Origin of the sequence: Paenibacillus sonchi (assembly GCF_016772475.1) — a bacterium.
GTDB classification, from domain to species: domain Bacteria; phylum Bacillota; class Bacilli; order Paenibacillales; family Paenibacillaceae; genus Paenibacillus_AQ; species Paenibacillus_AQ sonchi.
This window is the reverse complement of the sequence record NZ_CP068595.1, coordinates 1,395,788-1,410,360: the sequence shown is the minus strand read 5'-3', so window position 1 is coordinate 1,410,360 and position 14,573 is coordinate 1,395,788. Positions and strand designations below refer to the sequence as shown.

Below are 14,573 nucleotides of genomic sequence, written 5' to 3'. Positions count from 1 at the left end.
TTCCACATAAGGAAGAGCACCTTGTTTTTTATTATTTCAATTGGTCATCAAGCCTTATTCATACACTTTTTTGCTGCGGAATTTCATCAGGAACTCATACACTACCGGCACAACAACCAGGGTCAGCAGGGTGGAACTGACCAGACCGCCGATTACTGTTACACCGAGGCCCTTGGAGATGATGCCGGCGCTGTTTTCGAGGCCGGATACGAGCGGCAGCAATGCGCCGATGGTCGCCAGTGCGGTCATCAGGATCGGACGCAAGCGGGTGGCTCCGGCTTCAAGCAAGGCTTGGCGTGTAGACATCCCTTCTTTTTCCTTGTGGATTACACGGTCGATCAAGACAATGGCATTGGTGACGACGATCCCGATCAGCATCAGTGCGCCCATGAGCGCCGAGACGTTGAGGGTTTCTCCGGCCAGCAGCAGGGCAACCAGTGCACCGATAACGGTGAACGGCAGGGAGAACAGGATCGCGAACGGGGCCAGACCGCCGCCGAAGGTAACTACAAGCACGAAGTACACGATGGCAATGGCAGCCGCCATGGCAATTCCAAGCTGTCCGAACGTATCGTTAATCTGCTCGGTTACACCGCCGAAGGTGACGGTTACGCCATCCGGCAGATCGAGCGCGTCGATTTTTTCCTTGACGCTGTTCGAAGCACTGTTCACGTCACTCGAGATAATCTCAGCGGTGACATCAACCTTCATTTTACCATCTTCGCGGGTAATGGAGTCCGGCGAAGTCCCGTTCTCAATCTTGGCTACCTCGCCAATCGGCACCGTAATGCCCAGCGGGGAGGTCAGCGTAGCCTTTTCCATTTCCTGAATGCTGTTGTACGTGTCCTTGTCAGTTTCAATGTAGACATTATAGTTTTTACCGTCCATCGCCACCTCAGTCAGCACTGGACGGGTACCGGCAGGACTAAGCTTCATGGCAATTTGTCCGGCGGTAAGGCCGAGGGAACTAAGCTTCGCCTGATCGGCAACGATGGTGTATTGATCGTAGGCTTCGGAGAGGCTGGTCTTTCCATCCTTGAAGTTGCCGGTGTCCGCCTGCACAATGCCGGCAATTTCGTCGGCTACCGGCTTAAGCTGATCCAGACTGTCGCCAAAAATGTTCACGGTCAGCGTATTGCCGCCAAGACCTCCGCCTGACATGCCGGACATATCGCCCCAGACCCCATCCGGTACCTCTTTGGTCAGACCTTCAATCAGGTTTTCTTTGACGGTATCAAAATCCGGAGTATCACTGTCATAGGTCACATAGAACAGCCCGGAATTGCCGGAGCCCATACCGAACGGACCGCTGCCGCCGATGGAATACTGCATGTTATCCAAATGCTTTTGAGCCAGAATGTATTTCTCGGCTTTCAGGCCTTGCTCCTTCACATCTTCCAGCGTTTGTCCGGCTTTTGGAGAGAAGGTGAGCATTACGTTTTTCTCTTCCTGGGAAGGCATGAAGCTCACACCGATCGGTTTGATCAGGAACAAGCTGCCCACCAGCAGAAGCACGGCTACCCCGAAGGTAATCAGCTTATGGGAGAGGGACCAGTCCAGAATTTTCTGATAGCCGGCAGCCATTCTGCCAGGCTTTTCGCTGTGGCTGTTCTTGCCTTTCTTCAGGCCGTTGCGGAACAGCGTGTGAGCGAGTGCGGGCACCAGGGTAATAGCTACTATCAGTGAAGCCAGCAGAGCGAATACCATCGTGAGGGCAAAAGGCAGGAACAGCTCGCCCACCATACCGCTGACAAAAGCGAGCGGCAGGAACACAGCGATGGTAACGATTGTGGAGGACATGATCGGCACGAACATTTCACGTGTTGCCGCGCTGATCAGCTCCCGGCCCCGCAGCTTCTCACCGGATAGACTCAGGCGCCGGTAGATGTTCTCAATGACGACAATCGAGTCATCGACGACACGCCCAATGGCGACGGTCATTGCTCCCAGGGTCATCATATTCAGGGTAATGTCCATCTGGCGCAGGCAGAGAACTGCAATCAGCAGCGACAATGGAATAGAGATGATGGAAATAATCGTAGAGCGGATATTCCGCAGGAAGAGCAGAATGATCAGCACGGCGAACAGGGCGCCAAAGGCAGCCTTGGACAGCATGGTGTTTACGGAATCTTCAATCGGCTTTCCTTGGTCCAGCAGAACCGTAAGGTCCATCGATTTGTATTGCTTCTTCAGTTCATCCGTCTTGTCCTTGACGCCGTTAACCACATCTACTGTGTTGGCATCATTGGCTTTTACGATCTGAATCCCGATGGATTCCTTGCCGTTGGTGCGGGAAATGGACTCCGATTTCCCTGTAACCTCGATATTGGCCAGCTCTCCCAGCTTGACGGTCGGCAGTCCGGTCATAGCTGCTCCGCCGGCTGCATTGCCAGCGGCATTACCGGTTGCGTCCGTTGCTCCGGCTCCGCCGGCTGCACCTGTACCTGCAGGTGTGCCTGCACTTGCCGGGGCTCCGCCAGCTGCACCCGCACCTGCTGCGCCGGAGGGCACAACAGGGATGCTGAGGTTTTTCAGATCATCAACGGTCGTGACATTGCCATCCACTACAACGGCTTTCTGCGACTCCTCCATTGTGAAGAGTCCAAGCGGCACGCGCAGGGAAGAGCCTTGGACGATTCCTTTAATGGTATCCTCGGTCAGCCCGTACTGTTTCAGCTTATCCTGGTTGAACTTCAGCGTGACTTCTTTGACATATTGTCCGGCAATCTGCACGGAGGCTACACCTTCGATATCTTCCAGAGCCGGACGGATATCATTCTCGGCGATGCGGGTCAGGCTCTCCAGATCGGAGGAACTGTTGTCGGACAAACTGAGTGAAATCACCGGCAGGGAGCTCAGGCTGAACCGTGAAATCTGCGGTTTCTGCACATTATCCGGCAGAGCAACTTCATTCAGCGCCTCGCGCACGGCTGCCGTAGCATTATCCAGATTTGTGCCATAATCAAATTCAATGGTGATGCTTGAGGCGTTTTCGAGCGAGTTCGAGGTCAATGTCTTCACGCCGTCCACATTGCGGAGCTTCTGCTCCAGCGGCTTGCTGACATCGTTCACCACGCCCTCAGGTGCAGCCCCCGGGTAAATGGTTGTGATACTGAGATAAGGGATGCTGATATTAGGCAGTGTTTCCTGCTTCATGGTCAGGCCGCTGTACAGACCGGCGAACACAATAATAATGGTCAGAAGCCAAATCGCGAATTTGTTTCTGAGCGAAAAGTTAATGAGGCTTTTCATAAGTTACGTTTCTGCTCCTCTCGGGCCTTCCGTAGGGAACGCCTCCAGTATAAAATCTGCATGTACTGCCTATCCGTCTTTCTCTCTCTGCTGCCGCTATATGCCGGGTTCATGAAAACCGCATACACCCTGCATGTGAAACGAACATAGTTTCTTCAGATCCTCCAGCTGCGGATGAACCGCAGGATAGCTCTGGAGGTTGCCAATCATCCCCAGGATAATCGCCTTGCGCGGATGAGGCATGAGAATTTCGCTTTCCAGAATGGCTATCGATTCCAGGGCATCCTCTGTACTGTGCGGGTCTGCCCCGGAGCCGGCATGCAACCGTTCCTTCATTTCTTTGAGGAGCTGCAAAGGATTACGGTGGCTGCCGGCTTCATAATTCTCCATCCAGCTCTCCAGGGCTATGGAGGAGAACAGGGGGCCGGCCGGCCGGCGTGCAGACCTGCTACCACGATGTCCAATACATCCACCAGATGGTTGGCAAGACGCGGAATGGAAACGAAAGACTCGTGGTTGAACAGCAAAAAAATATAGGAATGAATCATTCCATGCCCGAGCAGGAACAATTCTCCTGTATAAGGCAGGACCTCCTTTCCATATAGGGTTTCCAGCTTATTCTGGCTCCACTTCAGCAATGGACCATTAATCTTGCGCAGCCAATCGGGCGCATCTGTCATTCCTTTTCCGGCCAGCTCCTGAAATTGCCGCTGGAAAAACTCGCGCAGCTCGTACACATGGTGAAGCAGAATCTCAATCTGGTTGCGCAGCTTCTCGCGCGGCGTTCTTGAGCTGTTCTGTTCTTCCTGCTGCAAGGGATCGCGGATCATGCGAAAGCAATATATATAAATGCTGCGCTCCAGCTCCTCCTTGGATTTGAATACCAGATAGAGACTGCCCTTGGATATCCCGCATAACTCGGCAATCTCCTGCATGGAAGTGGAGGACGAGCCTTTCACAGCGAATAGCTGCATGGCTGTTTTGATAATTTGCTCCTTTTTATTCGTAGTTTTATCAGCTGCCAAAGAAAGCGACTCCTCTCTGACCCGGGAGTTCTGTAATTGACTCCTTAGTCGAACCGATTATAGTATAGAACGGGAGCCATTTCAAATGTAGCTACGTTGAAGGCGGCCAAGAGGTTACATTATTGTTGAAATTACTGTTTTGCAGCGGATACTGGCTAGGAAGAAATAGATTCTTCATGTAATATATAAATGTGTCATTTTCGTGATGAAAGGCAGAAAGAGAAGGTAGGTTATCTATGAGAAGAGGATTGCAAGCTATAGTCATTATTGCAGCTTTATTGGCATTTTATTACTTTGGCTTCGGCTTGTTGGGCAGCACCGTCGGGACCATTGTCAGTGTTTTCTCTACATTGACTGTCATTTCCATTGGCCTCGGTATTTTTATGGAGAACCGTAATCCCTCCACTACGATGTCATGGATTCTGCTGCTGGCCTTGATTCCGGTGGTGGGACTCATTCTTTATTTCCTGTTCGGACAAAATGTGTTCAAACGGCGCAAATATGATAAAAAAGCTCAACGTGACCAGATGGCCTATGAGCGGATTGAGAATGATGCCTTGCGCATGCATCAGGACTGGTCGATCTTTGACACCACCCGGCAGAAGCTGCTGGGCTTGTCGCAGAGGCTGGCACGAACCCCGATTTCATTCAATTCCGAGACGCGCATCCTGACCAATGGTGAGGAAACGTTCGGCACACTGCTGCTGGAGCTGCGTCAGGCGCAGCACCATATCCATATGGAATATTATATTTTTCGGGCCGATCATATCGGGACCCGCATTCAGCAGATTCTGATTGAAAAAGCCCGTGCGGGCGTTGCCGTCAGATTTATGTATGACGCGGTAGGAAGCATTCAGCTGTCCCGCGCCTTTCTGAAGGAATTAAGCGATGCCGGAGTTCAGGTGGCGGCCTACGGCAATTCCACTTCTTTTTCTCCAGCCGGGTCAACTACCGCAACCACCGCAAAATCGTCGTGATTGACGGAGATGTCGGCTTCATGGGCGGGCTGAATGTTGGTGATGAATATCTCAGCCGCAGCAAGACCTACGGATTCTGGCGCGATACCCATATGCTGCTCCGGGGTGAAGCGGTGCGGACGATGCAGATTATTTTCCTGCAGGACTGGATGCACACGACAGGCGAAAAAATTCTCGAGCAGGACTATCTCTCCCCGCAGCTGCGGTTCACGAATGGCGACGGGGCAGTACAGATTATCGCCAGCGGGCCGGATAACGAGCGCCGTGCGCTGAAAAATATTTTCTTCTCAATGATCACCTCGGCGGAAAAGTCGGTATGGATCGCCACTCCATACTTTATCCCGGATGAAGATATCTTAACGGCGCTGCGGGTAGCCGCGATGTCCGGGCTGGATGTGCGGCTGCTGTTCCCGGCCAAACCGGATAAATGGCTTCCTTTTCTGGCCTCACACTCCTATTTCCCGGCGCTGCTGGAATCCGGTGTGAAGATCTATGAGTATGAGAAGGGCTTCATTCACTCCAAGCTGCTGATCACCGATGGTGAAATTGCAACCATAGGCACAGCGAACATGGACATGCGCAGCTTCCATTTGAACTTTGAGGTCAATGCGCTGCTGCTGCAGACGGAAAGTGTCTCCCGGATTGTGGCCGACTTTGAGCGCGACCTGCTGTCAACCCGCCAGATTGTGCATGAGACGTTTATGAACAAACGGCTGCTGGAGCGGGTGCTGGAATCGGCGGCAAGGCTGATGTCTCCACTGCTGTAGTAAGACCTGAGCTGTGAGGGGCATACGGCTGCCAATCGTGCATCTCCAGATGCGCGCCCGCTATTAGAAAAGACCGTCAGACCCTGCTGGGTGCAGGTGTCTAGCGGTCTTTTGCATTGGTGAGGAAGATATGGCTTGTGTTGAAATCATTACCTCTTGGATCAAATTTCTTGTAACCGATTCGATCTTTTAGGATGTATACTCTAAAGAAAATTTAATCTGTCCTGAAAAGCGAGGCGAAGCCCATTTATAAGAAAAGCCTGTTTGTTAAGCTGCTGGTCTGGATGCTGCTTGTTACGACGATTCCCTTTATTTTGTCTAATATTATTTCCTACAGGTCGAGCTACCAGTCTCTTCAGAATCAAGCCATTGATTTAAACCGCGGTACGCTGCTGATCGGTATGGAGAATATGAAAAAGTATCTGCAGGAGTTAAATCTGTTATCGGTGTCATGGTATTCCGAAGAGGGCATGGATGCCTTCAGCAGGAAAAATACGGATGTTTACGAGCGCTTTACCTTTATCCAGAGAAATCTGTCCGAATTATACAGCCGGCGCCATGAAATCAAAATCGTCAACTTCTACGGGGCAGATGCCGAGCAGCAATACGAGACGGATGATTCCATTTCATATGATGCTCTGGGCACCGTTCTCCCGTCCGCAGATACGCGCCAGTGGGACAGGTTGCCCGGCTATGAAGTCCGGCAGCTTGGGGGCGAGCGGCTTCTGGCTGTCCATAAAAAGCTGATTGATTATCCCAAACCCGCTTTGCTGGGACTGCTGTCCATTTATGTTTCTTTGGATGAAATTGAAAGTTTAAACCAGCTGCTGTTCGATCCTTCTCTCGAAACCATGTTTATGTATATCAATACAGACAACCAGCTGCTGTATACCTCATCGGCTTCACTGCCTAGTCAAACGTTGACCGGCGAGAACATTGCCGCGGATAACAATACAGCCAAGCAGGGCTATTGGTTCGGAGAATGGGAAGGAAAACAAGGTGTATATGTATATGCAAGCGATCATTATCTGAATCTTCCCCTGACGATCATCAAATTTATTCCATCAACCGCCATGAACGAGTCGGCCAGACAGACGTTGAGCCGGCCGATTGCGATTCAGCTGGTCGCCCTGGCCTGCATCGTGATATTAGCCTTTGTTCTTTCCTATTCCACCATCGTGCCGATAAAGCGTCTTGTGCGGAGTATTTCCTATGTGGAGCTCGGGATTTTTGATATTGCCCCCACCGGCACCCGCCAGGATGAGCTTGGCATTTTGGAGCGCCGGTTTGAACTGATGGTTCATAATTTGAAACGGTTAATTATCAACGAGTATCATCAGAAGCTGGAAGTTTCGACGGCGAGGATTAAAATGCTTCAGGCGCAAATCAATCCCCATTTTCTATATAATGCGCTGCAGTCCATTTCAACAGAGGCGATGCGGCATCAAGCGGAGGAGGTCAGCGACCGGATTACCGAGCTTGGGTTTATTTTGAGGTACAGCATGGATATGACCAAAGAGACCGTCCCGCTTGAGCAGGAGCTGAACCATATCGGGCATTATCTCTCCCTTCAGGAGAACCGGTTCAGAAAAAAGCTCACTTACCAGATTTCCTGCGACCCGGCCGCTCTTTCCGCCATTGTACCGAAAATGATTCTTCAGCCGATTGTAGAAAACAGCATTATTCATGGAATTGAAGACGGCACGGGCAAGGGGAGAATTGAAGTTGACATTACAAGGGACCCCAGGCTGGTGATAAGCATCAGTGATAATGGAAAAGGAATGAAGCCTGAGGAAATCGAATCGATGAAAGCGCGTTACGCCAAGCATAAGGTGCTGGAGCAGGATGAAGGCGGCATCGGCTTGATGAATGTTTTGCAGCGGCTGTGGCTTCAATTCGGCGAAGATTTCCAGTGGGATCTAACAAGCCTCCCGTACGAGAAAACGCAAATTCGGCTCATGATTCACTTAAAGGAGGAAGAAGGGCATGAAAGTATTGATTGTTGACGACGAGGAACATGTGAGAGAAGGGATCGAGTTTTCCATTACATGGGAAAAATTCGGCGTTAAAGAAAGGCTTTTGGCGGACAATGGGGTCGAGGCTCTTGATCTGATCAGGCTTCATCACCCGGCGGTTGTCTTCTGCGATATGAAAATGCCCGTAATGAACGGAATTGAGCTGCTTGAGAAAATTAGGGAAGAAAAATTTAATACTCAGGTCATTGTGATAAGTGGATACAGTGATTTCGAATTTACCCGGGCTGCGATCAAGGCCAATGGAATCGATTATATTCTCAAGCCCATTCGAAGAAAAGAATTGGAGGAAGCGATGCAAAGGGCAGTTGATGCCTGGAATAAACTGGAGGACGGGAAACAGGCGGAAGCCCGGCTTGGGGCTATTGCCCGGAAAGCGGATGCTTTGCTTGAAGAGGAAAAGCTTGTGATGTTGGCAAAAGGCGACCGTTCCTCTATAAACGTTGTCAAAAAAATGTTCGGAAGAATCGGGCTGCCGGAATCTTCCTTGAACATCGTGATGATTTTGCCAAAAAACAGGCTGGATATCGTAAGCAATCGTTTTATGATGGACGATCAACTGTTTTTCTTCGCCATAAACAATATTGTTTTGGATGCGATGGGTAAAGACAGGCCGTACTATCTGTGCAGATTGGACGAGTACCAGTGGATGCTTGTTACAGCAGTCCAAGGGAAGGATTTGGCTTTTTACCTGAACCGGGTGAGACGGGCATGGAAAGACACTCTCGGTCTGGAGGTACTGGCCGGTGAATGCAAACAGCTTTATGCGCTGGAGAATATCTCCGAGGGTGTGGGAGAGGCCAGAAAAGAACTGCTAAACAGCAATGTGTTCTCCGGCAGACCGGAGGCTCCGGATGATGCAGGAGCAGAAGAGGCCGGAATGAAGAACTATTTGCTTTTGCTGAAGAATGCCATTGAAACGGGGAACAAGCATCTGGTCTCCGAGATCGTGAGCTCATATGCGGACAGTTTATGCGCGGCGGGAGTGCTGCCATTGAAAGAACTGCAGCTGTGCTCGATGGAGGCGAATTTAATGCTTGGACGATTGATCGCCAAACAGAAGGAAACGCTCCCGATTCTCTATTTGCCTTTGTGGATCAGCGATCTCAATGAATGGAAAAAGATGCTCGTTCAGCAATTATGGATTTTGATGGAAAGCATGAGCAAACAGCCTTCCCCGGTTATGGAGGAATTGAAGAAATCCGCGACTATTTGCATGCGCATTTTGAGGAAGAGATTTCGTTAACCGTACTATCGGAGAAGTTTCATTTCAGCCCCCAATATATATCTAAGAAGTTCAAGGAGACCTGTCATTCCACCATTATTACCTATGTGACGGAGCTTCGGATCGGGAAAGCCAAAACGCTGCTCCGCAATACCCAGCTAAGCGTTTCGGAGATCGCCAGTCAGGTTGGCTATGCGGACGAAAATTATTTCAGCAAAGCTTTTAAAAAGCAGGTGGGCCTTTCTCCGCTTCTGTACCGGAAGAGCGATTAAAATATTACCTGCAGAGGCGAAGATTTTCCCTCCAAGCCGGAATTGAAAGCGGTTAATATTAAGCTGTTCAAACAAACCATTACTGCTTAAGGGGGAATACAGAATGAAAAAATGGTTATCAAGCCTCGCAATTATAACTCTAACCGGCACGCTGCTGGTTGGATGCGGCAATAATGCCTCGGAGAGCACCTCCACCGGGGAAGGCGAAAAAAACGACAAGATCACCTTGAAGCTGCTGCAGAACAAGCCGGAAATTGCGGATAAGCTGAAGCAGATGCTGGCCGATTACAACAAGTTGAATCCGAACGTTACCATTGAGCCTGAGGTTACTGCCGATGTGCCTACGCGGCTTAAAACCATGTTTGCTTCGGGCGATGAGCCCGACATCTTTACAATGAAGGGCTATGCGGACATGAAGAACTGGCAGGAAAAACTAGCCGATCTATCGGGCGAGCCGTGGATAGAGGATGTCCTGCCGGCTGCTCAGCCGGGCATGACCATTGACGGTAAAAAATACGGCTTCCCGCTCGCTATTGAAGGCTATGGATTTGTCTATAACAAGGAGCTGTTCGCGAAAGCGGGAATCGACAAGGTACCAACCACACTGACCGGGCTTAAAGAAGTGAACGAGAAGCTGAAGGCTGCAGGCATTACTTCGTATGCCGAGGCCTACCGGGAGAACTGGCCGCTCGGGCAGCACTTGCTCAGTCTTCCTTTCTCCTATGAACCCGACCCGGAAGGTTTTGCCAAGAAGCTGAACGAGGGAACGGCCCAAGTCAAAGACAGTCCATTTATGAAAGGATTCTTTGATGTTCTCGACATGACTGTTAACTACGGAAAAGGCCAGGATTCGCTTGGAATCAGCTATGATGCCGAGGTGGCGAGCTTTGCATCCGGCAAATCGGCCATGATGCAGCAGGGCGTATGGGTTCTCCAGCCGGTGATGAAGATCAATCCGAACATCCAGATGGGTATGTTCGCTATCCCGCTTACGGATAACCCGGAGGAAACCAAATTGCCTGTAAGCGTACCGAACTACTATGTCGTGAACAAAAACTCCAAGCACCTGGATGAAGTCAAGAAGTTTCTGGCATGGGTGCACGATAACGGACAAAAATATCTGGTGGAATCATTCCAGTTCACTCCGGCCTTCACCAGCATGAAAGCTAGTGCAGACCTGGGGCCTCTGGCTGAGGATATGGGCAAGTATGTAACAGAGAACAAGACGCTGCCTTGGGCGTTCGCCCTGTGGCCTAACGGGGGCATCCGGGAGCAATTTGTGAAGCCGCTGCAGCAGTATATCGCAGGTCAAATGACCAAAGAAGAGGCGCTTGAGGATTTGCAGAAATCCTGGACCGCTGCAGTAGATTAATAACGGCGTTTTTATACAGGAGGACAGCCACTGCGCGGAAACTGTTGTTATGGTTGCAGTGGCTTTCTTTTTCAAATCCATCACGAAAGAAGGGCGAACATGAAGCAAGTTCTTACCGGCAAGCTGCCGGGAGTCGCAGTGCGGCCAGCGATGAAGCAAACGAGTCTCCGCAAGCATTTGATCTACTTTGCATTTGTGTCCCCGGCGCTTTTGCTGTTCACACTCATCATTGTGTTTCCTTTTTTCAGAGCGATTCTTTTCTCGTTTCAGGATTGGGACGGGATCAGCAGCAATATCGAATGGGCCGGATGGGATAATTACATCACCCTTTTCCATGATAAAGCTTTCCTGAAATCGTTTCTCTTTACGCTGAAGTATGTAGCGGTCGGTACGATATTAGTTAATATTGCGGGTTTTTTCCTCGCCTTTGCCCTGAATTTCGCTCTGAAAAGCAAAAATATACTAAGAACGGTCTATTTCATGCCCCATGTCATCGGACCGCTGATTATCGGATTTATCTGGCAGTTTATCTTCACCCAGGTATTCCCGAATCTGGCCGATCTGACAGGCTGGGGAATATTCGAGAAGAGCTGGCTGGCCATGCCGAACTACGCCTTCTGGGCGCTGATTATCGTTAACGTATGGTACACCGCCGGATATTTGATGGTCATTTACATTGCGGCTCTCCAAGGGGTTTCACCCGATCTGCTGGAAGCGGCCGAGATTGACGGAGCCAACTCCTGGCAGAGACTCTGGTTCATGGTTCTTCCGCTGGTCCGGCCCGCGATCACGATTTGCCTGTTCCTGGCGATCACCAACGGCTTTAAGGTATTCGATCTGAACTTTGCACTCACGAAGGGCGGACCGTTTGGATCGACGGAGTCGCTTGCGCTGCAAATTTATCAGGATGCCTTCTCCAACAATCAATACACACTGGCTTCGACCAAAGCGATCGTATTTTTCGTCGTACTCGCTTCCATCACGCTTATCCAGGTATTTGTGATGAAACGCAAGGAGGTTGAAATGTAATGAAAGAGCGCTATAATGCCGGAAAATTTCTGCTTGAAATCGCCATGGCCGTTTTGGCCTTACTCTTTCTCGCCCCTCTGTATCTTGTGTTCATCAATGCGTTTAAGCGGTATGACGAGGTGTTAAGCTCCACGGCGTCCCTTCCCGAGTCTTTCGGGCTGAGCAATTTCATAACCGTATGGCAGCAGATTCATTTTCCAACCGCTTTTCTGAACTCCCTTATGATAACGGTCATCAGCGTGCTCGGCATTTTGCTGGTCAGCTCGGCTGCCGCCTATCAAATCGTCCGCCGTCCGGGCAAGCTCAGCAATATTATTTTTCTGACGATTCTGGCATCCATGGTCATCCCTTTTCAAACGATGATGATCCCTTTGCTGCAGGTCGCCAAAGATTTTCATTTAATCAACTCCTTGTACGGAATCATTATCATGTATCTCGGCTTCGGTATCCCGCTGGCGCTGTTCCTTTATCACGGCTTTATCAAGGGGATTCCCATTGAACTGGAAGAAGCGGCTACCATTGACGGCTGCAATACCTTCGGTGTATATTTCCGCATTCTCCTTCCTCTGCTTGCGCCGATTACGACCACGATTGCCATCCTGCACTCGTTGTGGATTTGGAACGATTTTCTCCTGCCGTATATTGTGCTGGGCCAGAAATCCAATCAGACGATTCCGCTCGCTTCCTATGTTTATTTCGGGGAGTATATGAACGAATGGCATTTGGCGCTGGCCGCATTGACTATGGCGGTCATTCCCGTCATCGCGTTCTTTTTACTGATGCAGAGATATATTATTCAAGGTATAACCGCAGGGGCTGTTAAAGGCTAGGCTGCGAATATTTAAAAGGGGTGTAGCCTGTATGAAGCACAGCTGGTGGAAGGAAGCCGTTATCTATCAGATTTATCCGCGAAGCTTTATGGACAGCGACGGGGACGGGGTCGGCGACCTGCAAGGCATTATCATGAAGCTTGATTATTTAAAAGAGCTGGGCATTGACGTGATCTGGCTGAGCCCGGTTTACCAATCTCCAAATGATGATAACGGTTATGATATTAGCAATTACCGGGAGATCATGAACGAATTCGGTACGATGGAAACGTTTGACCGCCTGCTCCTTGAAGCTCACAAGCGGAAAATCAAGATCATGATGGATCTGGTCGTCAATCATTCTTCGGATGAGCATCCATGGTTTGTAGAGGCCCGGTCCTCCAAAGACAGTCCGTACCGCAATTACTACATTTGGCGTCCGGCCAGGGAGGACGGTCATCTGCCGAACAACTGGGGCTCCCATTTTGGCGGCTCTGTATGGGAATATGAAGAAACAACCGGTGAGTATTTCCTGCACCTTTATTCGAAGAAACAACCGGATTTCAACTGGGAGAATCCCAGCCTTCGAAGGGAAGTATACGACATTATGACCTTCTGGCTGGATAAGGGTGTTGACGGCTTCCGGATGGATGTCATCAATATGATTTCGAAAGCAGAAGGTCTTCCGGACGGAGAAGTCTATGAAGGGTATGCATTCGGGGACGGTAATCCTTATTACAGCAACGGTCCGAAAATCCATGAGTACCTGCAGGAAATGAACCGGGAGGTTCTGTCAAAATACGATCTGATCACGGTTGGGGAGATGCCGAAAGTAGGCGTGGAGCAGGCCAAGCTGTATACAGGCTCGGACCGCGGTGAGTTAAACATGATTTTTCATTTCGAGCATGTTACTGTAGGCAACGGACAGTTCGGACGCTGGTCACCTGTGGAATGGAAGCTGACGGAACTAAAGAGGATCTTTAGCCGGTGGCAGTACGGCCTGAAGGAAGACGGCTGGAACAGCCTATACTGGAGTAATCACGACCAACCTCGCGCTGTTTCAAGGTTTGGCGACGATAGCAGCGAATACCGTGTGCTTTCCGCCAAAATGCTGGCCACCTGCTTGCATATGCTTCAGGGCACCCCTTATATATACCAGGGGAAGAGCTAGGGATGACCAATGTGGGATTCGCATCTGTATCCGATTACCGGGATATTCAGACAGTGAACGCTTACCGGGATTATGTGGAAGCAGGAACGCTGACGCATGAACAGATGATGGACGCCATCCATCAGCGCAGCCGGGATAACGGACGAACGCCCATGCAATGGTCGGATGCCGGGAATGCCGGATTCACAAGCGGAGTCCCGTGGATCGCCGTGAATCCGAACTATAAGGACATCAACGCAGAGCGTGCCATGAGCGATCCGGATTCCGTCTTTCACTACTACAAGAAGCTGATCCGGCTTCGCAAGGAGCATAAGATTATCGTCTATGGAGTCTTCGATATTCTCTTAGAGGAAGACGAACACATTTTTGCTTTTACGAGATCGCTCGGAACGGAAAGGCTGCTGGTGCTCTGCAATTTCTCGCGTGAGACCCTGCCAGTCAAGCTTCCTGAAGAATTTCAGGGTTCTGATAAGGATCTGCTTATCGGCAATTATCAGGTCCATTCCGCGACTGACCGTCCGGAGGATAGCGGCAGCCTGCAGCTTTTGCCTTATGAGGCCCGTGTTTACCGGGTTACCGTTTAACAAGAAATAGGACGTGAACCGAATCTTGGCCGCTGTGAGCGATCCTCCGTTTAGGCT

The 14,573-nt window shown here is 50.4% G+C and carries 9 protein-coding genes and 2 pseudogenes; 8 read left to right on the top strand and 3 right to left on the bottom strand.

Annotated elements, in window-relative coordinates; translation table 11 throughout:
• Positions 1-54: 54 nt before the first annotated feature.
• From JI735_RS06520 to JI735_RS06510, 3 genes are all read right to left on the bottom strand, one after another.
• Positions 55-3,252, bottom strand: a complete 3,198-nt coding sequence (locus tag JI735_RS06520; protein WP_039838477.1) for an efflux RND transporter permease subunit — start codon at positions 3,250-3,252, stop codon at positions 55-57.
• 96 nt (positions 3,253-3,348) lie between these two features.
• Positions 3,349-3,642, bottom strand: coding sequence for a hypothetical protein (locus JI735_RS06515; RefSeq protein WP_202677206.1), 294 nt, complete (start codon positions 3,640-3,642; stop codon positions 3,349-3,351).
• A 14-nt stretch (positions 3,643-3,656) separates the two neighbouring features.
• Complete coding sequence (locus tag JI735_RS06510) at positions 3,657-4,277, bottom strand: TetR/AcrR family transcriptional regulator (RefSeq protein WP_202677205.1); 621 nt, start codon at positions 4,275-4,277, stop codon at positions 3,657-3,659.
• 236 nt (positions 4,278-4,513) lie between these two features.
• Between JI735_RS06510 and cls the strand changes: the two are divergent.
• The 8 genes and pseudogenes from cls to JI735_RS06470 all read left to right on the top strand — a co-directional run bounded on the left by cls (position 4,514) and on the right by JI735_RS06470 (position 14,516).
• A pseudogene (gene cls / locus JI735_RS06505) lies at positions 4,514-6,021 on the top strand (cardiolipin synthase).
• A 284-nt stretch (positions 6,022-6,305) separates the two neighbouring features.
• Positions 6,306-8,027, top strand: a complete 1,722-nt coding sequence (locus JI735_RS06500; protein ID WP_039838479.1) for a sensor histidine kinase — start codon at positions 6,306-6,308, stop codon at positions 8,025-8,027.
• Positions 8,008-9,300 carry a response regulator gene (locus JI735_RS06495; RefSeq protein ID WP_202677204.1) on the top strand — a complete coding sequence of 431 codons (1,293 nt, stop codon included), beginning with the start codon at positions 8,008-8,010 and terminating at the stop codon, positions 9,298-9,300. The genes JI735_RS06500 and JI735_RS06495 overlap by 20 nt, the downstream gene beginning before the upstream one ends.
• Positions 9,267-9,551, top strand: coding sequence for a helix-turn-helix domain-containing protein (locus JI735_RS06490; protein WP_202677203.1), 285 nt, complete (start codon positions 9,267-9,269; stop codon positions 9,549-9,551). Before JI735_RS06495 ends, JI735_RS06490 begins: the two co-directional genes overlap by 34 nt.
• A gap of 103 nt (positions 9,552-9,654) precedes the next feature.
• Complete coding sequence (locus tag JI735_RS06485) at positions 9,655-10,923, top strand: ABC transporter substrate-binding protein (RefSeq protein ID WP_202677202.1); 1,269 nt, start codon at positions 9,655-9,657, stop codon at positions 10,921-10,923.
• 99 nt (positions 10,924-11,022) lie between these two features.
• A complete protein-coding gene (locus tag JI735_RS06480) occupies positions 11,023-11,952 on the top strand; it encodes a carbohydrate ABC transporter permease (protein WP_051052225.1) in 930 nt (309 codons plus the stop codon).
• A complete protein-coding gene (locus JI735_RS06475; RefSeq protein WP_039838485.1) occupies positions 11,952-12,782 on the top strand; it encodes a carbohydrate ABC transporter permease in 831 nt (276 codons plus the stop codon). Before JI735_RS06480 ends, JI735_RS06475 begins: the two co-directional genes overlap by 1 nt.
• A gap of 31 nt (positions 12,783-12,813) precedes the next feature.
• Positions 12,814-14,516, top strand: a pseudogene (locus JI735_RS06470) (glycoside hydrolase family 13 protein).
• Positions 14,517-14,573 lie beyond the last annotated feature (57 nt).

What these genes read in the sequence shown, in the direction of transcription:
- JI735_RS06520 (WP_039838477.1), bottom strand. Translation starts at nt 3,252, where the DNA reads ATGAAAAGCCTCATTAACTTTTCGCTCAGAAACAAATTCGCGATTTGG.
- JI735_RS06515 (WP_202677206.1), bottom strand. Translation starts at nt 3,642, where the DNA reads ATGGAGAATTATGAAGCCGGCAGCCACCGTAATCCTTTGCAGCTCCTC.
- JI735_RS06500 (WP_039838479.1), top strand. Translation starts at nt 6,306, where the DNA reads ATGCTGCTTGTTACGACGATTCCCTTTATTTTGTCTAATATTATTTCC.
- JI735_RS06495 (WP_202677204.1), top strand. Translation starts at nt 8,008, where the DNA reads ATGAAAGTATTGATTGTTGACGACGAGGAACATGTGAGAGAAGGGATC.
- JI735_RS06485 (WP_202677202.1), top strand. Translation starts at nt 9,655, where the DNA reads ATGAAAAAATGGTTATCAAGCCTCGCAATTATAACTCTAACCGGCACG.
- JI735_RS06480 (WP_051052225.1), top strand. Translation starts at nt 11,023, where the DNA reads ATGAAGCAAGTTCTTACCGGCAAGCTGCCGGGAGTCGCAGTGCGGCCA.
- JI735_RS06475 (WP_039838485.1), top strand. Translation starts at nt 11,952, where the DNA reads ATGAAAGAGCGCTATAATGCCGGAAAATTTCTGCTTGAAATCGCCATG.